Origin of the sequence: Shewanella acanthi (assembly GCF_019457475.1) — a bacterium.
GTDB lineage: Bacteria > Pseudomonadota > Gammaproteobacteria > Enterobacterales > Shewanellaceae > Shewanella > Shewanella acanthi.
In genome coordinates, this window is sequence record NZ_CP080413.1 from 2,209,753 (window position 1) to 2,225,361 (window position 15,609).

10 protein-coding genes and 2 tRNA genes are annotated in these 15,609 nt (G+C 45.2%); 8 read left to right on the forward strand and 4 right to left on the reverse strand.

Going from position 1 to position 15,609, the window contains the following annotated elements; all coding sequences use genetic code 11:
* The first annotated feature begins 159 nt into the window (after positions 1-159).
* From K0H61_RS09635 to eco, 3 genes are all read left to right on the forward strand, one after another.
* Positions 160-236: transfer RNA gene (locus tag K0H61_RS09635), tRNA-Val, on the forward strand.
* 49 nt (positions 237-285) lie between these two features.
* Positions 286-362: transfer RNA gene (locus K0H61_RS09640), tRNA-Val, on the forward strand.
* 270 nt (positions 363-632) lie between these two features.
* Positions 633-1,184: a serine protease inhibitor ecotin gene (gene eco, locus K0H61_RS09645; protein ID WP_220048929.1), complete on the forward strand. Its 552-nt coding sequence runs from the start codon at positions 633-635 to the stop codon at positions 1,182-1,184.
* Between the two features lie 112 nt (positions 1,185-1,296).
* Here eco and K0H61_RS09650 read toward each other — a convergent pair whose 3' ends face one another.
* From K0H61_RS09650 to K0H61_RS09660, 3 genes are all read right to left on the reverse strand, one after another.
* Positions 1,297-3,270, reverse strand: a complete 1,974-nt coding sequence (locus K0H61_RS09650; protein WP_220048931.1) for a RecQ family ATP-dependent DNA helicase — start codon at positions 3,268-3,270, stop codon at positions 1,297-1,299.
* 201 nt (positions 3,271-3,471) lie between these two features.
* Entirely contained in the window at positions 3,472-3,906 is a 435-nt protein-coding gene (locus K0H61_RS09655; protein WP_220048933.1) for a PaaI family thioesterase, read from the reverse strand.
* Between the two features lie 447 nt (positions 3,907-4,353).
* Positions 4,354-4,902 carry a YbhB/YbcL family Raf kinase inhibitor-like protein gene (locus K0H61_RS09660; RefSeq protein WP_220048934.1) on the reverse strand — a complete coding sequence of 183 codons (549 nt, stop codon included), beginning with the start codon at positions 4,900-4,902 and terminating at the stop codon, positions 4,354-4,356.
* A 538-nt stretch (positions 4,903-5,440) separates the two neighbouring features.
* Here K0H61_RS09660 and K0H61_RS09665 point away from each other — a divergent pair.
* The 4 genes from K0H61_RS09665 (at position 5,441) to K0H61_RS09680 (ending at position 12,581) form a co-directional block, all read left to right on the forward strand.
* Positions 5,441-7,069 carry an MFS transporter gene (locus tag K0H61_RS09665; RefSeq protein ID WP_220048936.1) on the forward strand — a complete coding sequence of 543 codons (1,629 nt, stop codon included), beginning with the start codon at positions 5,441-5,443 and terminating at the stop codon, positions 7,067-7,069.
* 70 nt (positions 7,070-7,139) lie between these two features.
* Complete coding sequence (locus K0H61_RS09670; RefSeq protein WP_220048938.1) at positions 7,140-9,638, forward strand: glycoside hydrolase family 15 protein; 2,499 nt, start codon at positions 7,140-7,142, stop codon at positions 9,636-9,638.
* 299 nt (positions 9,639-9,937) lie between these two features.
* Entirely contained in the window at positions 9,938-11,116 is a 1,179-nt protein-coding gene (locus K0H61_RS09675) for a hypothetical protein (protein ID WP_220048940.1), read from the forward strand.
* A gap of 1,066 nt (positions 11,117-12,182) precedes the next feature.
* Positions 12,183-12,581, forward strand: coding sequence for a hypothetical protein (locus K0H61_RS09680; RefSeq protein WP_220048941.1), 399 nt, complete (start codon positions 12,183-12,185; stop codon positions 12,579-12,581).
* A gap of 523 nt (positions 12,582-13,104) precedes the next feature.
* On the opposite strand, the gene K0H61_RS09685 is transcribed toward K0H61_RS09680, so the two are convergent.
* On the reverse strand, positions 13,105-13,905 hold the full coding sequence (locus K0H61_RS09685; protein WP_258405934.1) for a hypothetical protein: 801 nt from the start codon (positions 13,903-13,905) through the stop codon (positions 13,105-13,107).
* 898 nt (positions 13,906-14,803) lie between these two features.
* Between K0H61_RS09685 and K0H61_RS09690 the strand changes: the two genes are divergently transcribed.
* On the forward strand, positions 14,804-15,025 hold the full coding sequence (locus K0H61_RS09690; RefSeq protein ID WP_220048943.1) for a hypothetical protein: 222 nt from the start codon (positions 14,804-14,806) through the stop codon (positions 15,023-15,025).
* Positions 15,026-15,609 lie beyond the last annotated feature (584 nt).

A 15,609-nucleotide genomic window follows, 5' to 3' on the forward strand; every position in this document is an offset into this window, starting at 1 on the left:
TTTTATCAGCAACTTTGCTGAAACACTCGGCAAGTTGCACAGCAAATCACCATTTGACGTTAATTTTGCAATTTTTACTTGCTTGGCCATGACTATCCCCCTAATATAGCGCTCGTTCTAAGACGTACTGCTCTCAATAAGTACCAAGAACAAAACGATGCACCCGTAGCTCAGTTGGTTAGAGCACTACCTTGACATGGTAGGGGTCGGTGGTTCGAGTCCACTCGGGTGTACCACTCTTTTCACAGAGTCTAAACAGTGATTACCTATCAAAAAGCAAACGTTACACCCGTAGCTCAGTTGGTTAGAGCACTACCTTGACATGGTAGGGGTCGGTGGTTCGAGTCCACTCGGGTGTACCAAAATTCCTCTTATCCTTATCTTAACGTTAAAAAGTTAATTTTTAATAAATCATCATCTTATTTTTTCCTCATACCAAGGTTTCAAAAAACATTCATTGACTAGCTTATTCCCCTTACTAACCTCTAGAATGACGTTAAATTTACTGATTTTTTAAATTAGTTAACCCTTTTTGGCTTTTAGACCGTTTATAGTGATTATCTTTGGATCTGTTTCCGATGATACCCCGTAGCTTCAACACTAAGATGGGGTGATTCTTAAAGGAGAATATAATGAGATTAAGTCATGTTATTTGCACCGCTGTCCTGCCGTTAGCCTTAACACTGGTCTCGCCCAGCGCACTGTCGGTCAGTCCACCTCACCCAACGGGATTAAACGCACCTATGGTTAGCATCAGCAGTTTTACCCCCAAAAATTATGTGCAGCAGGAAGCGACTAAGATGTTCCCTGCGCCAGAAACGGGCATGGTGCAACATATTCTGACCCTGCCGAAACTCGAAAATGAAGATAACTATATGCTCGAAATACAGATAGGCCAGACCAAGATGGTCGACTGCAATCTGCATTTTCTAAAAGGTGAGTTAACTGAAGAAACGGTTAAGGGCTGGGGCTACAGTTATTACCAATTATTGGCGGTAAGCGAGGGCCCTAGCACCATGAAGGCCTGTATCGACAACAAACAGCAAGAAGCCTTTGTAAGTATTCCAGCTGAAATGAAAATCAAGTACGACAGTCGCTTACCTAAAGTTTTTTATCTGCCTGAAGGGACTGAACTGCGTTTTAGAACCTGGAAAGTTGACTCAACTTTCTTTTACGCTAAGTAATCGCATTATGTTTTAGGTGCAGGTTTTAGTGCTAGCTCTTAGTTCTAGCGCTAGGTATTAGGTTTTAGGCCCTGGGGATTATGTCCTAGAGTCTAAAACCAAAGTTGTCCCCTTATCCCTCGCCCATAATCGATGTGACTTTGTGTTTGATCTGGCTATATCTTTGAGATTCGCAGCGACCAAAACCCGCAAGTTTTCGCGCCTGAATTTTGCTTAAGATGGGCAGAGTCATCCCCGCAAGGAAACGGCATTGGGTTTCAAGGCTAATATCCATTATCCCCTTCGCATTGGCCTGTTTTGAGAGTGCCATTAAATCCGCTTTAAGGACGTCATCACTCGGCCATGCCATTGGCGATGAATTGGTTAAGGTCGCGATATGCCCACGGCAAACACTGCAATGGCCGCATTGTGATGGCGCAGCGCCATCATCAAAGTAGCAGGCAAGATTGTAGTTAAGGCAAGAGCTAAGCTCGAAGAACCTAACAAGCTGAGCGATTCTTGCGATTTCAAGCCCGGCCTTTTTGCTAAAGTAGTCGTGGAGCAGTTCGCCAAGTTCTGGGTTGTCAATCGCCGATGGATTGACCTCAAACACCTCAGTCATGCCCTTAGCCTCAAGCTCGATAAGTTGCTTATCGGCCAAGTATTCTAGTGCTACAAGGACTCTAGCCCGCTCAATCCCTTGGGCATCATAAAGACCATTAAAATCGACATTCCCCCAAACCCGTTTCATGTCGGTATGTTGAAATATTTGGGTTAAAAACTGCTGCCGCTCGGGGTTAAACATGGCCAAAATGGCGGTTTTGTCCGCAATAAAGCGGTAACGCACATCGGCGGAATAGGCGTAAAGCGGTTTTATCGCGCCCTGCATTTCGAGTTGAACCAGTAACGTTTTAAGGGGGAGCTGGCGAATATTGCTCAAATCCGACAACCGCAGTAATTGCACTTCCCAGCGTGGCGCTGGCGCATGTGGTGATTGAATTTGAGCCTCACGAATATGTGTAAGCACCTGATTAATGCTACTTAGCTCTGGTGTATCGCCGTAGACAAAGTTTTCGACTGTGTTAATGCCGTCGAGGTTTGCCAATGTGATGCAATGGGAAAGCTCACCATCGCGCCCTGCTCTGCCAATTTCCTGACAATAGTTTTCAATCGACTTAGGTAAGTCATAGTGGATCACAAAGCGTATATTGCGCTTATCGATTCCCATGCCAAAGGCGATGGTCGCCACCACCACACGCACCTTATCCTCCATAAACGCCTGCTGAATGTGTTGCCGCTTGGTATCATCAAATCCTGCATGGTAGGCACTGGCATGAATACCCGCATCGATGAGCGCCTGTGCAACCTCCTCCGCCGTATTCTGCAAGGTGACATAAACAATCCCCGCCCCATTTAAGCCACTAATTTGCTGCTTAAGCTGGGCGATTTTGTCATGGCTTGGCACGCTCAGCACATTTAAATCAAGATTTGCGCGGTAAAACCCCGTCTGCACTATATGCTGCGGCTCAATCGCGAATCGTTTTGCCATATCCAGCTTGACTTTGCGGGTCGCGGTCGCCGTTAGCAGTAACACTAGCGGGATATTTAGCTGCTCGCGGTAGATAGGGAGTTTGAGGTAGTCGGGTCGAAAATTATGCCCCCACTCCGAAATACAGTGCGCCTCATCGACCACCAGCATTGAGATGGGGATGGACTCGATAAATTGCCTGAAACGCTCATTCTTAAATCGCTCCACCGACACCATCAACAGCTTTAATTTACCCGAGCGTGCATCACGCATCACCTGCTGCGCGTCCTCGTGCGAGAGCGTCGAATCGATACTCGCTGCATTAATTCCTTTGGAGTGTAAAAAAGCTAATTGATCCTTAATCAGTGCCAATAATGGTGAAACCACTAAGGTTAAATGGGGAAGCTGCAACGCCGTAAATTGATAACACAGGGATTTGCCCGAACCCGTTGGAAATATCGCAAGACTCGACTGCCCCGCTAGTAACTGTGTCACGACCTCAAATTGCCCTTCTCGAAAGCCATCGAAGCCAAACTGCGTAGCAAGCTGTTGGTTAAGCTGCCTTATATCATCGTGCATAAGTGGCTCAGAGGCTTTCGCCGCTTGCGTTAATGAGGAGGTCTCGTGCGGCGACGGTGAAAACGAGGAATCAAAATCAGGCATAGGCTAAGGGTGTTTCTCTCAAGTAATTGGACATTGCCACAGGGTTCTACATGCAATTAAAGCAAAAGCAACCTCAAAACCCATACGCTAAATATGCTTAAAAGCTAAGCCATGTCATTAAGGACGAATAATGCTGCAGGTGGTTGTTCCATGGGCATAGAGTTTACCGGCAGCGTCTTTTAGCGACCCCTCAGCGATCCCGAGGTTACGCGATAGATTGATCAAGCGCCCTTCCGCAAACAGATCGGTATTTTGCGGGATTGGCCGCACCATTTTAATGTTCAAATCGACGGTACCGTATCCAACTCCGGCTTCAAGTGCCGAATGCACGGCACAACCTAAGACGGAATCTAAAACAGTTGCGGCAAAGCCACCATGCACTCCCCCCATTGGATTTAAATGGCGTGCATCCGCTTTGGCACTGAATTTAACGTAGCCAACAGCAACCTCAATCAGCTGCATTGGCATTGTTTCTGATATTGAGGGCGCGGGCAAATGCCCCTCAATCATCGCAGTTAACAATTCAACGCCGTTCATATTTTCAACTTTCATGTCGCACCTAATTAGGAATTTATTTATATATTTGATAATGTTATAAAATTATTAAAGTAATTGATATCAAATTAAAGAAAGTTCGGCTACGGCATGTTGTGTCCATTTGACTTTGACTAAGGGATGCCGCCCTAAAAAAGCGCTTTTACGCATTATGCTGTCACTCTGGCCTGAAGTTCATTTGACACTTTACGCTTACCCCACAATTCCCCATAAATCACTTTTGATGGGATCATCTTGGCATCGCGCAGTGGATACGGATTTGTGTTGCTAACCTGTTAGGTTCAATACAATGCCGGCAAATACAAAGCAATCAGTCTAATAACGTCACATCGCTCGCGGGATAATTCTAAGTGTTATAGCAAATAACGGGCTGATGGCAGGATTTAGAGGATAACGAACCTTATCCGATAAGCTTACGCACGTAACCTGCATCAGCCCCGTCGATTAACGATGGTAAACAGCGGTGAGCTTGGCGCTAGCGAGTGCGTTGGCCCTTAACATAAATCCTAATAACGCGGGGGATGCATCCTTTGGTAACTCTAGCTCGCTGGGCAACGCCCATACGGTAAACTCATATCTGTGCAGCCCATGTCCCTCTGGTGGGCACGCGCCGCCAAAGTCAGTCGTACCAAAATCGTTTTTGAGCGCAATGGCCCCCTTAGGTAAACCATTGGGTTTTGAACCTGCACCTTGGGCTAATGATTGTTGATCGCCACCGAGATTATAAACCGCCCAGTGCCACCAGCCGCTCCCTGTAGGGGCATCGGGGTCATAGGCGGTAATTGCATAGGCTTTGGTTCCTGCTGGTGCATCCTTCCAAGCGAGTTGCGGCGAGAGATTACCACCATCACAACCAAAACCTTTAAAAACAAACTGTTCAGATAACTTTTCACCCTCTGCAATATCGGTACTAGTGAGGGTTATCGCCTGCGCACAGCCTAATGACGCCACGAAAATCCCGAGTCCCATTATCGATTTATAAACCTGCTTCATCACACTCTCCTTTTGTTACTGAGCCTATTTACGTTAGTTCAATTCCATCGCTATACCCAAGATACAGGTTATCGGCCTGTTCCTACACAGTTATCACCCCATGATGAATACGTATGTAAGCGGTTGTCTGTCACTTAAGGCCAAGGCTACTATAAATTCGCTAGTTTCAACCTCGGCTTGTGGGGTTGAAAACTGTGAGGTCGTTTCTGGTAGTTTCCACTGAGGATGGCTGTCAGGCTTTGGTTCTTTTCTGCTTCTTAGCCCAAGCGAAGCTTTAGCTAAGCATTTTAGGAATGCAATCATGGGCGAATATGCTTCTTTGAAGGATATTCGCCATTTTTTCACGGTTTTCTCGCCCGAGGCTTTTTGCTTTTGAATATTTCACGTTAGCTAATATAAAGTTGTGGATATAAAGCAGGATGTTGACCGCATCCGAAATTAGCGAATAACACTGAGCCTAAGGTCAGCACAGTACTGACTCGCCAATTATAACGATAAATGACTCAAGGCGGCTTAAGCTGCTAAAGAAGGAAGCTCCATGTCTGCGGAACAGCTCTCAGATACTCACGCAAGCAGCCTAGCTGCAACAAGCACCCCAGCCTCAACGTCTACAGCACATCAATCCCCCCTTGCGAGACAACAACCAGAGCTCAGTTTCTGGCAGATTTTTAATATGTGCTTTGGTTTCCTTGGGATCCAATTTGGTTTTGCCCTGCAAAATGCCAACGTCAGCCGCATTTTCCAAACCCTCGGCGCCTCAATTGATGACATTCCTATTCTCTGGATTGCCGCGCCGTTAACGGGGCTGATTGTACAGCCCATTATTGGTTATTTAAGTGATAACACTTGGGGGCGACTCGGTCGCCGTCGCCCCTACTTTTTAATAGGCGCAGTGTTTACCACCTTGGCACTGTTTATCATGCCACACTCGCCAACCCTGTGGATTGCGGCGGGGATGTTATGGATCATGGATGCATCGATAAACATCGCCATGGAACCCTTCCGTGCCTTCGTGGGTGACAATTTACCTAAACGTCAGCGCACCCAAGGCTATGCGATGCAGAGCTTTTTTATCGGGATTGGCGCCGTAATCGCCTCGGCTCTGCCCTATATTTTGAGTAACTATTTTGGTGTGGCCAATACGGCCGCTGAAGGTGAAATAGCCGATTCCGTTAAATATGCCTTCTATTTTGGCGGTGCAGTGCTGTTTTTAGCCGTTGCTTGGACCGTATTTTCAACCAAAGAGTATTCGCCTGAGGAGCTTGCCTCGTTCCATTTTGACGAATCCAATCCAGTCAAAACTGCAACGGGTCGCAGCCGCAGTCAACGACAGTACCAGTTAGGTGGCTATATTTGGATGGGTTTAGGTGCCCTTTTCACCTTAGCGATTTGGTCGCAGGACTTAGACAAACAGCTTTATATCTTAAGCTTAGGCATTTTAGCCTTTGGCCCATTGCAACTTTACTGTGCAATGCGTTTACGCCCTACTGCAAGCCTCGACCACTTACAAACACCTAAGTCCCGCGGATTAGTCTTTAGCGTGGTAGACGATATGTTTCATATGCCAAGGGCGATGAAGCAATTGGCAGTCGTGCAATTTTTCTCATGGTTTGCCCTCTTTGCCATGTGGATTTACAGCACCGCCGCAGTGACTTCCTATCACTATGGCAGCACTGATGTCCTCTCTAAAGCCTATAACGAAGGGGCAGATTGGGTTGGGGTGCTATTTGCCTCCTACAGTGGTTTCTCTGCCGTTGCCGCACTGTTTATTCCACAGCTTGCTAAACGCATCGGTATTCGTCTCACCCACACCTTCAACATGAGCTGCGGTGGCGTTGGCCTAATTAGTTTCTATTTTATTCAAGATCCAAGTCTATTATGGCTCCCCATGATTGGCGTCGGCATTGCCTGGGCCTCAATTTTGTCGGTGCCATACGCCATGTTATCGGGCGCGTTGCCAACCAAAAAAATGGGTGTTTACATGGGTATTTTCAACTTCTTTATTGTGATCCCACAGTTGCTAGCCGCCAGTGTATTGGGGTTGATCCTCAACAGCTTATTTGAGGGTAAACCGATTTATGCCTTAGTTCTAGGTGGCGTGTTGATGATTTGCGCTGGCATTGCCGTGTTGTTTGTCGATCAAGGTGAAACTCAAGCACCACGCTGAAACTTAGCGCAGTGGAAACAGATAAAGCGATTCCAAAGCTATAACAATAAAAATTGATTAGGGAATGATAATGACCTTATTTACTTCTATTAAAAATGGGCAAGCTACACCGTTGAAAAGACCTGAGATCAAACTAACGAAAGCCGCATTTGCCACCACAGCTATCTTACTTGGCAGTTTGAGCCTCAGCGCCTGTTCTCAGAATGAGCAAAGCGCGAGCCCAGTAACGGCCGATAATGTCGCCCCAGGCGCACCAGGTAAGGCGCCAACTTGGGCCTATTCGGGTAAAACCGGTATTGGCACCTCCTATGAGCCCTATGTTCAAGGTCAATATCAAGACAGCGCTCAAAATCCCGTGAGCCGCGTGTGGTTTTCCCTCGCACAGGGGATTTTGACCGAAACCATGTATGGCCTCATCCACAATGCTCAGCTTAAAGAACTGCAATTTGTGATCACAGGTAATGGCTTTGTCGATACCGAAAAAGAGAACACAGTCAGCCATATCGAGTATTTGGATACGGATACCCATGGCCGCCCACAATCCCTTGCCTATAGGATTATTAATAAGGATGTGGAAGGTAAGTATCAGATAGAAAAACATATTTTTACCGACCCAGACCGTGACAGCCTAATGATGCGAGTGACCTTTACCGCGTTTGAGCCAGGGATCACGCCGCATTTATATGTTAATCCCCATATCGATAATGCCGGTGGAAATGACATTGGCCTTATCGAAGGACAGGCGCTTATCGCCTACACCGCCGAGCAAAACAGCAGTGTCATGACGGTGAAAACCGATGTTGATTTCACCACTGCGACCACAGGTTTTGTGGGCCTATCCGATGGTCTTGCCGATCTCACCGACAACGGCAAAATCGACACCCCATATTCGCGCACCAGCAATGACAACACTAGTGTCGGTAATATCGGTTTTACCACAAGTTACCCAACGCTTGCGCCCGATACCCCAACGAACATCAATCTGGTCATAGGTTTTGGCCACGATAAGGCAAGCAGTCTCGCCAATGCCGATGCGACCCTTAATGCGGGTTACGATGCTGTACGCAGTCATTATCAATCGGGTTGGCATAACTATTTAGCTTCACTTGCCAGTCTGCCAACAATGGCAACAAACACAACAGACAATGGCAAACTGCTGTACACCAGCGCCATGGTGCTTAAGGCACAGGAAGATAAAACCCATGCGGGCGCGCTGATTGCGTCACTCTCAAACCCTTGGGGCGACACAGTATCGGCGGTTAAACCGAGTACGGGTTATAAAGCAGTATGGCCTCGGGATTTCTACCAGTGTGCGATGGCCTTTTTAGCCATGGGTGATAATCAAACACCAAAGGTGGCCTTTGAGTATTTAAAAAAGGTTCAAGTTAGCAATAAAACCCCTGGGTTTAGTGGCACTCCGGGCTGGTTCCTGCAAAAGACCCATGTCGATGGCCAAGTTGAATGGGTTGGCGTGCAATTAGATCAAACGGCGATGCCAATCATGCTCGGCTGGAAACTTTGGCAGGCGGGAGTACTTAGCAGTGATGACATCAGCTATTGGTACCAGCACATGCTCAAACCTGCTGCACAGTTTTTAGTGACGGGCGGTGAAATAAACCTTGATTGGAACCACAGCAAGATAACACCGCCCAAGACCCAACAGGAACGCTGGGAAGAACAGGCAGGATACTCTCCTTCGACCACTGCGGCAGTCATCGCTGGTCTAGTGGCGGCGAGTGAAATCGCCAAAAATGCCAATGACATCGAGGCAAGTAATACTTTCCTTCACTCTGCCAGACAGTTAAGTAATGAGCTTGAGCAACATTTGGTCACTACTCAAGGAGTCCTCACCAATTTACAGGGTGAAACAACACCTTACTATCTGCGTTTAAGCCCTAATGGCAATCCAAACAACAATGACAGTTTGGCGGCCAATAATGGTAGAGCGGGATTAGACCAACGCAAAATTCTCGATGCGGGCTTTTTAGAATTAGTGCGTTATGGTGTGCGCGGTGCAACGGACAAGCTAATAAACCAAAGTCTTGCCATGTTGGATAACACCGAGCTTGAGGACAATTTACGCGTTAAATACAACTTTACCGCAAAGGACGGTAGCAGCGTTCCAGGCTTTAGACGTTATGGCAACGACGGTTACGGAGAAGATACCCAAACGGGGGCAAACTACGCCGAATCTGGTCGCGACAGCGATAACCAACGCGGTCGAGTTTGGCCATTCTTCACGGGCGAACGGGGTCACTTTGCACTCGCCCTAGCGGCAGCCAACGAGGAACTGAGCGGTGATAAAGCCAATGAGACCAAATCGCAGCTAATCAACACCTACGTACAAGGGATGGAAACCTTCGCAAACGAGGGAATGATGCTCCCAGAACAGGCCTGGGATGGTGTGGGTAATGACAGCCGCTACCAGTACCAATATGGCCAGGGAACCAATTCGGCTACACCATTGGCTTGGACCCACGCAGAATACGTGAAATTAGTGCGCTCGATGACCGATGGCCAAGTATGGGATAGCTACCCTATCGTGCCAGAAGCATTGGCTACTAAATAAGCTTATTGAAATACCTTAACACCAATAAGGGATACTGATGCCATATGTGGCTTAGTATCCCTTTGTATTTCTGCGAGGTTAATACCTATCAGGCTTTCAGAGTAGCAGCCTGCTACTTTATTGTTTCAGGCTCCAAGCCGTTTACTTGCTCTGATTTCAAGTGAAACGCTAAGGGAAATCAAGCTATTCATTCCTTCAATTAGTGCTTTCGAATCAAATCCACCTATGTCCCCTTCACTTTGGGCTTAGCAGTTGCTAGATTAGCCCACAACGATAAAGGACGGTATTTGAGGGAAGGAATGAACAGTTTTGTAAAGGCAATAAAATGGCTTGTCCCAGCGGTGTTGTTGCTTCCCGTTGGCCTTTACCTGCTGTTAGCTGGCATCAATCTTTTTGATTCCAAACCCAGTGTGCTGGCCATTGATTATCAGAATCAAATCGCCCGAATTAAAGATACTACCTCGGAAGATGCCAGTAATGGTTATGTTTTTGCCCTTGGATTTACCGCACCACAAATCGAGTCACCGATGGCACTCGGCAAACAACGCCTTAAGCTGTTATATGAAGTTGACGCAGCGATTTCGACACAAGAAGCCGAATTGCCCAATGTATTTAACCAGATAAACAACTGCTTAAACGCACCGGAGTCACCATCTGCCTGTGTTGTTACCTTGCTTGCCAACCCAGAGATGACTGCGCTATTAACTGATTACCAATGGCTTATCAGCCGTTATCAACAACTGATCAATTTTGATCATTGGCAGGATACCGCTCAATTTGAGTACTATCACCCGCTCATACCATTTACCAGTTTGCAGGCTGCACAGCAACTTTCCTTCCTGAGAGTACTCAGTCATGTCGATAAACTCGACCCTCAACATATTTCATCGATGCTTAATCAAGAAATGGTATTTTGGCAAACGGTCGCCAGTGACACCTATAACCTAGAAACTAAACTCATTGCCAATGCGTTTATGGCCAACAATATAAAGTGGGGCGAATTAGTGATTGCAAGGCTCGGTGGGGCAAAGCAAATGAAAGCCCTACCCGCCAGTTGGCAAAGTGCCCTACCTGACGCCGTATTCTCCTTCGAAAAGGTAAAAGTGAGGGAATGGAATTACTATAGGTATCTCATTAAGGGCAATAGCCCAGATGATGCCAAAGCGCCACTTGTAACCAAATTCATCACTTGGTTATTGTTACCACTGACTCAGCAACAAGATACCGCCAATCGCTATGTTGAGCTGTTAAATCCAGCAGCAGACCTTGACTCCCCTGCATCAGCTAAATGCTCAGATAAATTTAAGGATTATATTATTAATCCCTTTGGTAAATTGCTACTTTGTTCCAGTTCGCCCTCCTTGGTCTCCTTCGAACAACGATTCCGCGAAACTGAAAATCAGCGCGCCAGTATGGTCAGCAAACTGCAGCAAAACATATTGAGCCAGAATCAGTTAAAAACGAAAGTTATTTATTAACATGCCCTAAGTAGAATGCATGGATTATCCCGGCGGGCAATAGTGGATACAGCCCCAAAGGAGTCGATAACATTCAATATTAATGGTTGCTTGTTAACTCAATTGCATTGAGCCCATCTATGACTCTATAAACCATCACGCTGTTTTTAAACATTTTCAAGGTTAGCAACCATTGCTTCGTTTCTATCCTTCGTTCTGAAGGAGAACCTTACTTCAGCGGGAAACCCAACAGCTTTTAAACTGGCAGGAAATGGAATGCGGCAGTAGTCATTGCCGTTGCGGTTTTGTGAAGATAAGTAGCCATATTGGTACACCTAATTGGTACACCAGCGCTTCTCCGCAAAAGCAAAAAGCCGCAATCACTTGAAATATAAGTAATTGCGGCTTCTTAGAATGTGGCGGTGAGAGAGGGAGTCGAACCCTATATTTACGCACTTGTCAACCATTTTATTGGCTTCCAGAGGGTCTATGAGGGTCCCAAAGAGCGAATTTGGTTCCCAAATCACTGCAAAAAGTTCCCAATCAAGCATTTTTTAATGCTTGTTCCCCGACGCCGCACAATCAACACGGTTTCACCCTCATTTTTTATCAAACAGGAGTACGCCCACTAATTCGACTCCTTTAAAATTTTGTCAATTCCAAGAATTTGCATTGGGTGTTTCTACTTATTTGTGACTTAAACACAATAAAGGAACTCGTCCATGTTTGAACAAAAATTACAAAATCTACTTCTAACATTAACGTTAATGCTCGATGAGGTTCAGCATTCGCTGCCACACTGCGATAGCGTTTGTTATGAAGACAATGTTGAGCAAGATATTCTTTTATATCGACTCGAAAAGCGCTTAGCGCGAGTACAAATGTCCACTATTGAGATAGAGCACACCCTCACGTTTACGGAGCGATTTCTTAATACTGGACTGACGTCTAATACATCTTTTTGATAACCGAGTTTTTTTGATAAAACGTAGTAAAGGACAGGTTAAGGACTTTAGTTAACATCAAAACGCCCAAATTTTCTCGCACTGAACCTAGTTACTGATGAGGACATAACTAGGAGTTAATCATGAGTCAATCACAGTTTATACGAATCTATCAACGTAAATCTAAAAGCCCTTGGGATGATCACAGTACATTGTTGTTGCTGGCTGACATCGACGAAACAAGTAGTGATCAATATGCGCTGCAATTTACGAGATATATTTACCTGCATCGTGATGAAAGAGGACAGCATCTTGGCATAAGTATTAGCAAATCTCTTCTTGAAGAACATACTGAGTTTGACTCTCAGTATTTAGAAGACTTCGATATGAGAATGCTACTGCTGATGTATAAAGATGACATTTCTGCCTTTTGTGAGATGTTTGCTGATGAGTTTAAACAGGTTTTTGGGTTACCCCCGAGCATCTATTTTGACGCCGCCGAACAATTCTGGGCAGAAGAGATGATTCAAGCTGAGGCGTAAGCTTAATCTTGTAATGCTCAACTACTAACGAACCCATTCGGGTTCGTTTTCATTTTTTGTCGAAATATAAAATAATCAAATTATTTCTATAAATTTCCCACGTTTGTGCTTATTTATAAATGTAGGAGACACGGATGTGCCTATATAGAAGACCTAAATGGCTGAAATAATGAAAATATTGTTTCAGGTGGAAGCATCGAAAGCGTGTGCGACCTGCTTCGCCTACTAGTATACGCTTGTATGCTCTTCAAATTGCCACCACTGTGGCAATTTGTCGTTTTACCGCTCAAAGAAAAGTATTTGTTTCGAAATTTTTTCGAAAAAGTCAGTTAATTTCCCCGCAGAAAAACTATTTATTTATGAGAGCAAGGATGCGCTCACGAAGACCGCAAGGTGCTGAAATAATATTAATGATGTTGTTTCAGTTGGTTGTATCAAAAGGTGCGCCACTTTAACCTACTGGTATTACATACAATTTGTGTACCCTTCGACGGCATCAGTGGATGCCGTTCGTCGTTGTGTTTTAACGATAAAATCGTTCAGTCAATTCATTACAAAGCAACGTCCGATAGATAATTTTGCTCTTGAGTGATTCGGCCTCTTGCTGCGTTAACAGTGACTGGCCTGTTTTCTTATCTCGCCTCGTCGTCATCTCCTCAAATAGCGCCTCATGTAGGCGTTTAATATCACTAAATATCTGCTGCGAGGGGGAAAATAGCATCACCTTGTCGTAATAGCCGTGGCTAATGCCATAGTGCCATTTCAGTAATATCGTTTGCCTAGCCGCTTTTGTCTTAAATGAATGCTCCATTTCGATGGCCGAAATCGTGCCATCTATCTCTCGTACAATCCCATCCACGTTACGAATATCTGTGCTGGTAAAACGTCGTTTAAATTCAGGCTCTGTAACGATGGCATCCCATAATGGATTTGGCTGGCCGCTGGCCTTTTGATTGTGTATGCCTTTGAGCATCACAAACTGCATGATGAGGTCATGCATTAAGGTGTTCTGATTGACTTGTAAAGCAGGATGCTCTTTTGAGCGAAAGTAGACCGCAATGTTTAGCAATTCTTCGGCAAATTTTGCGCCGCTGTATGACAACACATACACACGCCCATCGAGAGAGCGATGTGTAGTAACAAGAGTAAGCAATTCCTCGTCCACAAGCTTGTTCAAATGCGCTAGCGCCATTCGGTACTTGATGCCGTACAACCAAGCAAGATTGCTGGGGCAAACAAGGCCAAAACGTGCCACTAACATCATGGTAAATTCCCGCCGGATTTTGCCCGTGAGATTATTATTTGCACCAGGTTGATATTGCATATCGAAATCCAAATAAGGTGCGTATAAGTTGGGCGTATTTGTGGTTGATTTATCTGATGTGCTTTTAGGAGATGACATTAAAAAATACCTGTTGATGATTGGATATTCATAACTAGTCATCGACGCGACAAATTTTACCAATTTGCTTAATTGCACCATCGAAAAGTACCGATAATCATCACGACAAACTGGTTTCTTCCTGTCGGAATGAAAATCGCGATGAATATCGCGACCAAGCCAGCCTTCGGCTAATGAGTCGACTGCTTCGCAAACGACTCAGATGCCCTGAAGCGCCCGCCAGCTCTGATGACTCGTCATCGACGCTGGCTTACGAACTCCGTTCTAGCACTTCATGACATCACACGCGCATGTACTGAGCTACGCTCTGTACTAACCGCATTTTCGCCGCTCACGACGAGGGGGCGATGTGCCATCGGCTCTCCCCTCTCGTCTCGCTCACTTTTCTAACGAAAAGTCTCTGGTTTAGGGACGTATTTGTGCCAAATACATCCCTAAATTTTGCTAAGGCAAAACTAAAATACGGTTAGTACAGACCAGCTGTACATGCGCGTGCTCCTTTGAGCCATTACTGCGTAATCGCCCAAATCCGCGCTTGAAAGCTTGTTTATCACAAGCACTTTTGTCGCAGAAAATCGTCCCGATTTTTGCTATTTAAAGCCACATTCTGTGAAAGCAAACCTGCACATGTTGCGGTAAAAAATCCCCCTCAACGTCGCCTATAAGCTCCCCCTAAAAACGCAGAACACGACAAAAAACATCAAAAATACTCGACAATTTTGCTGTTAAAAAAAAGTAAAAAAAGAGCTTGAAAACGGACTTTATTTCATTAAGGTCATTTTAGGAGTGTTACTCATAACCACATAAAAGGAATAGCAAAATGACTCATAAAACTCCTACAGGCCCAATCGTAAACGTAGACGGTACACCTATGATGGGCGACTCGGGCATCGATGTTCACGGTAACCCATATGGCGTCACAAACCACGACTCGTCGCTGTTTAGTTGCAGTGCAAATGACGATAGTTGGTCAAGCTTTGATAATTCGTTCAGTAGCAGTTTTGACGATTCATTCAGCAGCAGTTTTGGCGATGATTTCTGATGATGCGCGGTCTTCTGAACAATAAAAAATTTGTCCGCCTGCTGCCCATTATCATTTTGATAATAGTGATGTTGGTTTGCACGACGGGGTATTATTTAACCCGTAATAAGGACTGGTTCCTGCCATATATTTTGCTTTACCTGAAGCAGGCTTTTGGGATCTACGCCTATGAAAGGCGCTATACCCCTGAGAACGAGCCTGATGACCCTTGGATAAGGGTTAAGTACACGATGTTTAAGTTTTTCTAAAGTAGTTAGTTTGTCCATAGAAAGAGTCCATAGTTGTTGTCATGAAAAAGCCGCTTGAATGTTCAAGCGGCTTTTTTATTATTGGGCCACTATCATTTTTTGACTAACACTCTTAGCTCACAAACGGGAAATAAATTATATGGGCAAAAAAACTCGTCAAGGGGACAAAAGCTTGTTAGAACTTCAGTTCTAATTCATGTTTTTAGGATTAAAATTTCTATGACTAACGCTTCATAAAAGTTAAACAATTCGAGCAGAGGAAGACACATTAAATTGAAGATCGGGCTCAACTATCTTGATAGTTGAATTTGCTACAAGAATTTGATGATCACAAAT

Coding starts and splice junctions, on each gene's coding strand:
- eco (WP_220048929.1), top strand. CDS start 633: ATGAGATTAAGTCATGTTATTTGCACCGCTGTCCTGCCGTTAGCCTTA.
- K0H61_RS09650 (WP_220048931.1), bottom strand. CDS start 3,270: ATGCACGATGATATAAGGCAGCTTAACCAACAGCTTGCTACGCAGTTT.
- K0H61_RS09655 (WP_220048933.1), bottom strand. CDS start 3,906: ATGAAAGTTGAAAATATGAACGGCGTTGAATTGTTAACTGCGATGATT.
- K0H61_RS09660 (WP_220048934.1), bottom strand. CDS start 4,902: ATGAAGCAGGTTTATAAATCGATAATGGGACTCGGGATTTTCGTGGCG.
- K0H61_RS09665 (WP_220048936.1), top strand. CDS start 5,441: ATGTCTGCGGAACAGCTCTCAGATACTCACGCAAGCAGCCTAGCTGCA.
- K0H61_RS09670 (WP_220048938.1), top strand. CDS start 7,140: ATGACCTTATTTACTTCTATTAAAAATGGGCAAGCTACACCGTTGAAA.
- K0H61_RS09675 (WP_220048940.1), top strand. CDS start 9,938: ATGAACAGTTTTGTAAAGGCAATAAAATGGCTTGTCCCAGCGGTGTTG.
- K0H61_RS09680 (WP_220048941.1), top strand. CDS start 12,183: ATGAGTCAATCACAGTTTATACGAATCTATCAACGTAAATCTAAAAGC.
- K0H61_RS09685 (WP_258405934.1), bottom strand. CDS start 13,905: ATGCAATATCAACCTGGTGCAAATAATAATCTCACGGGCAAAATCCGG.
- K0H61_RS09690 (WP_220048943.1), top strand. CDS start 14,804: ATGACTCATAAAACTCCTACAGGCCCAATCGTAAACGTAGACGGTACA.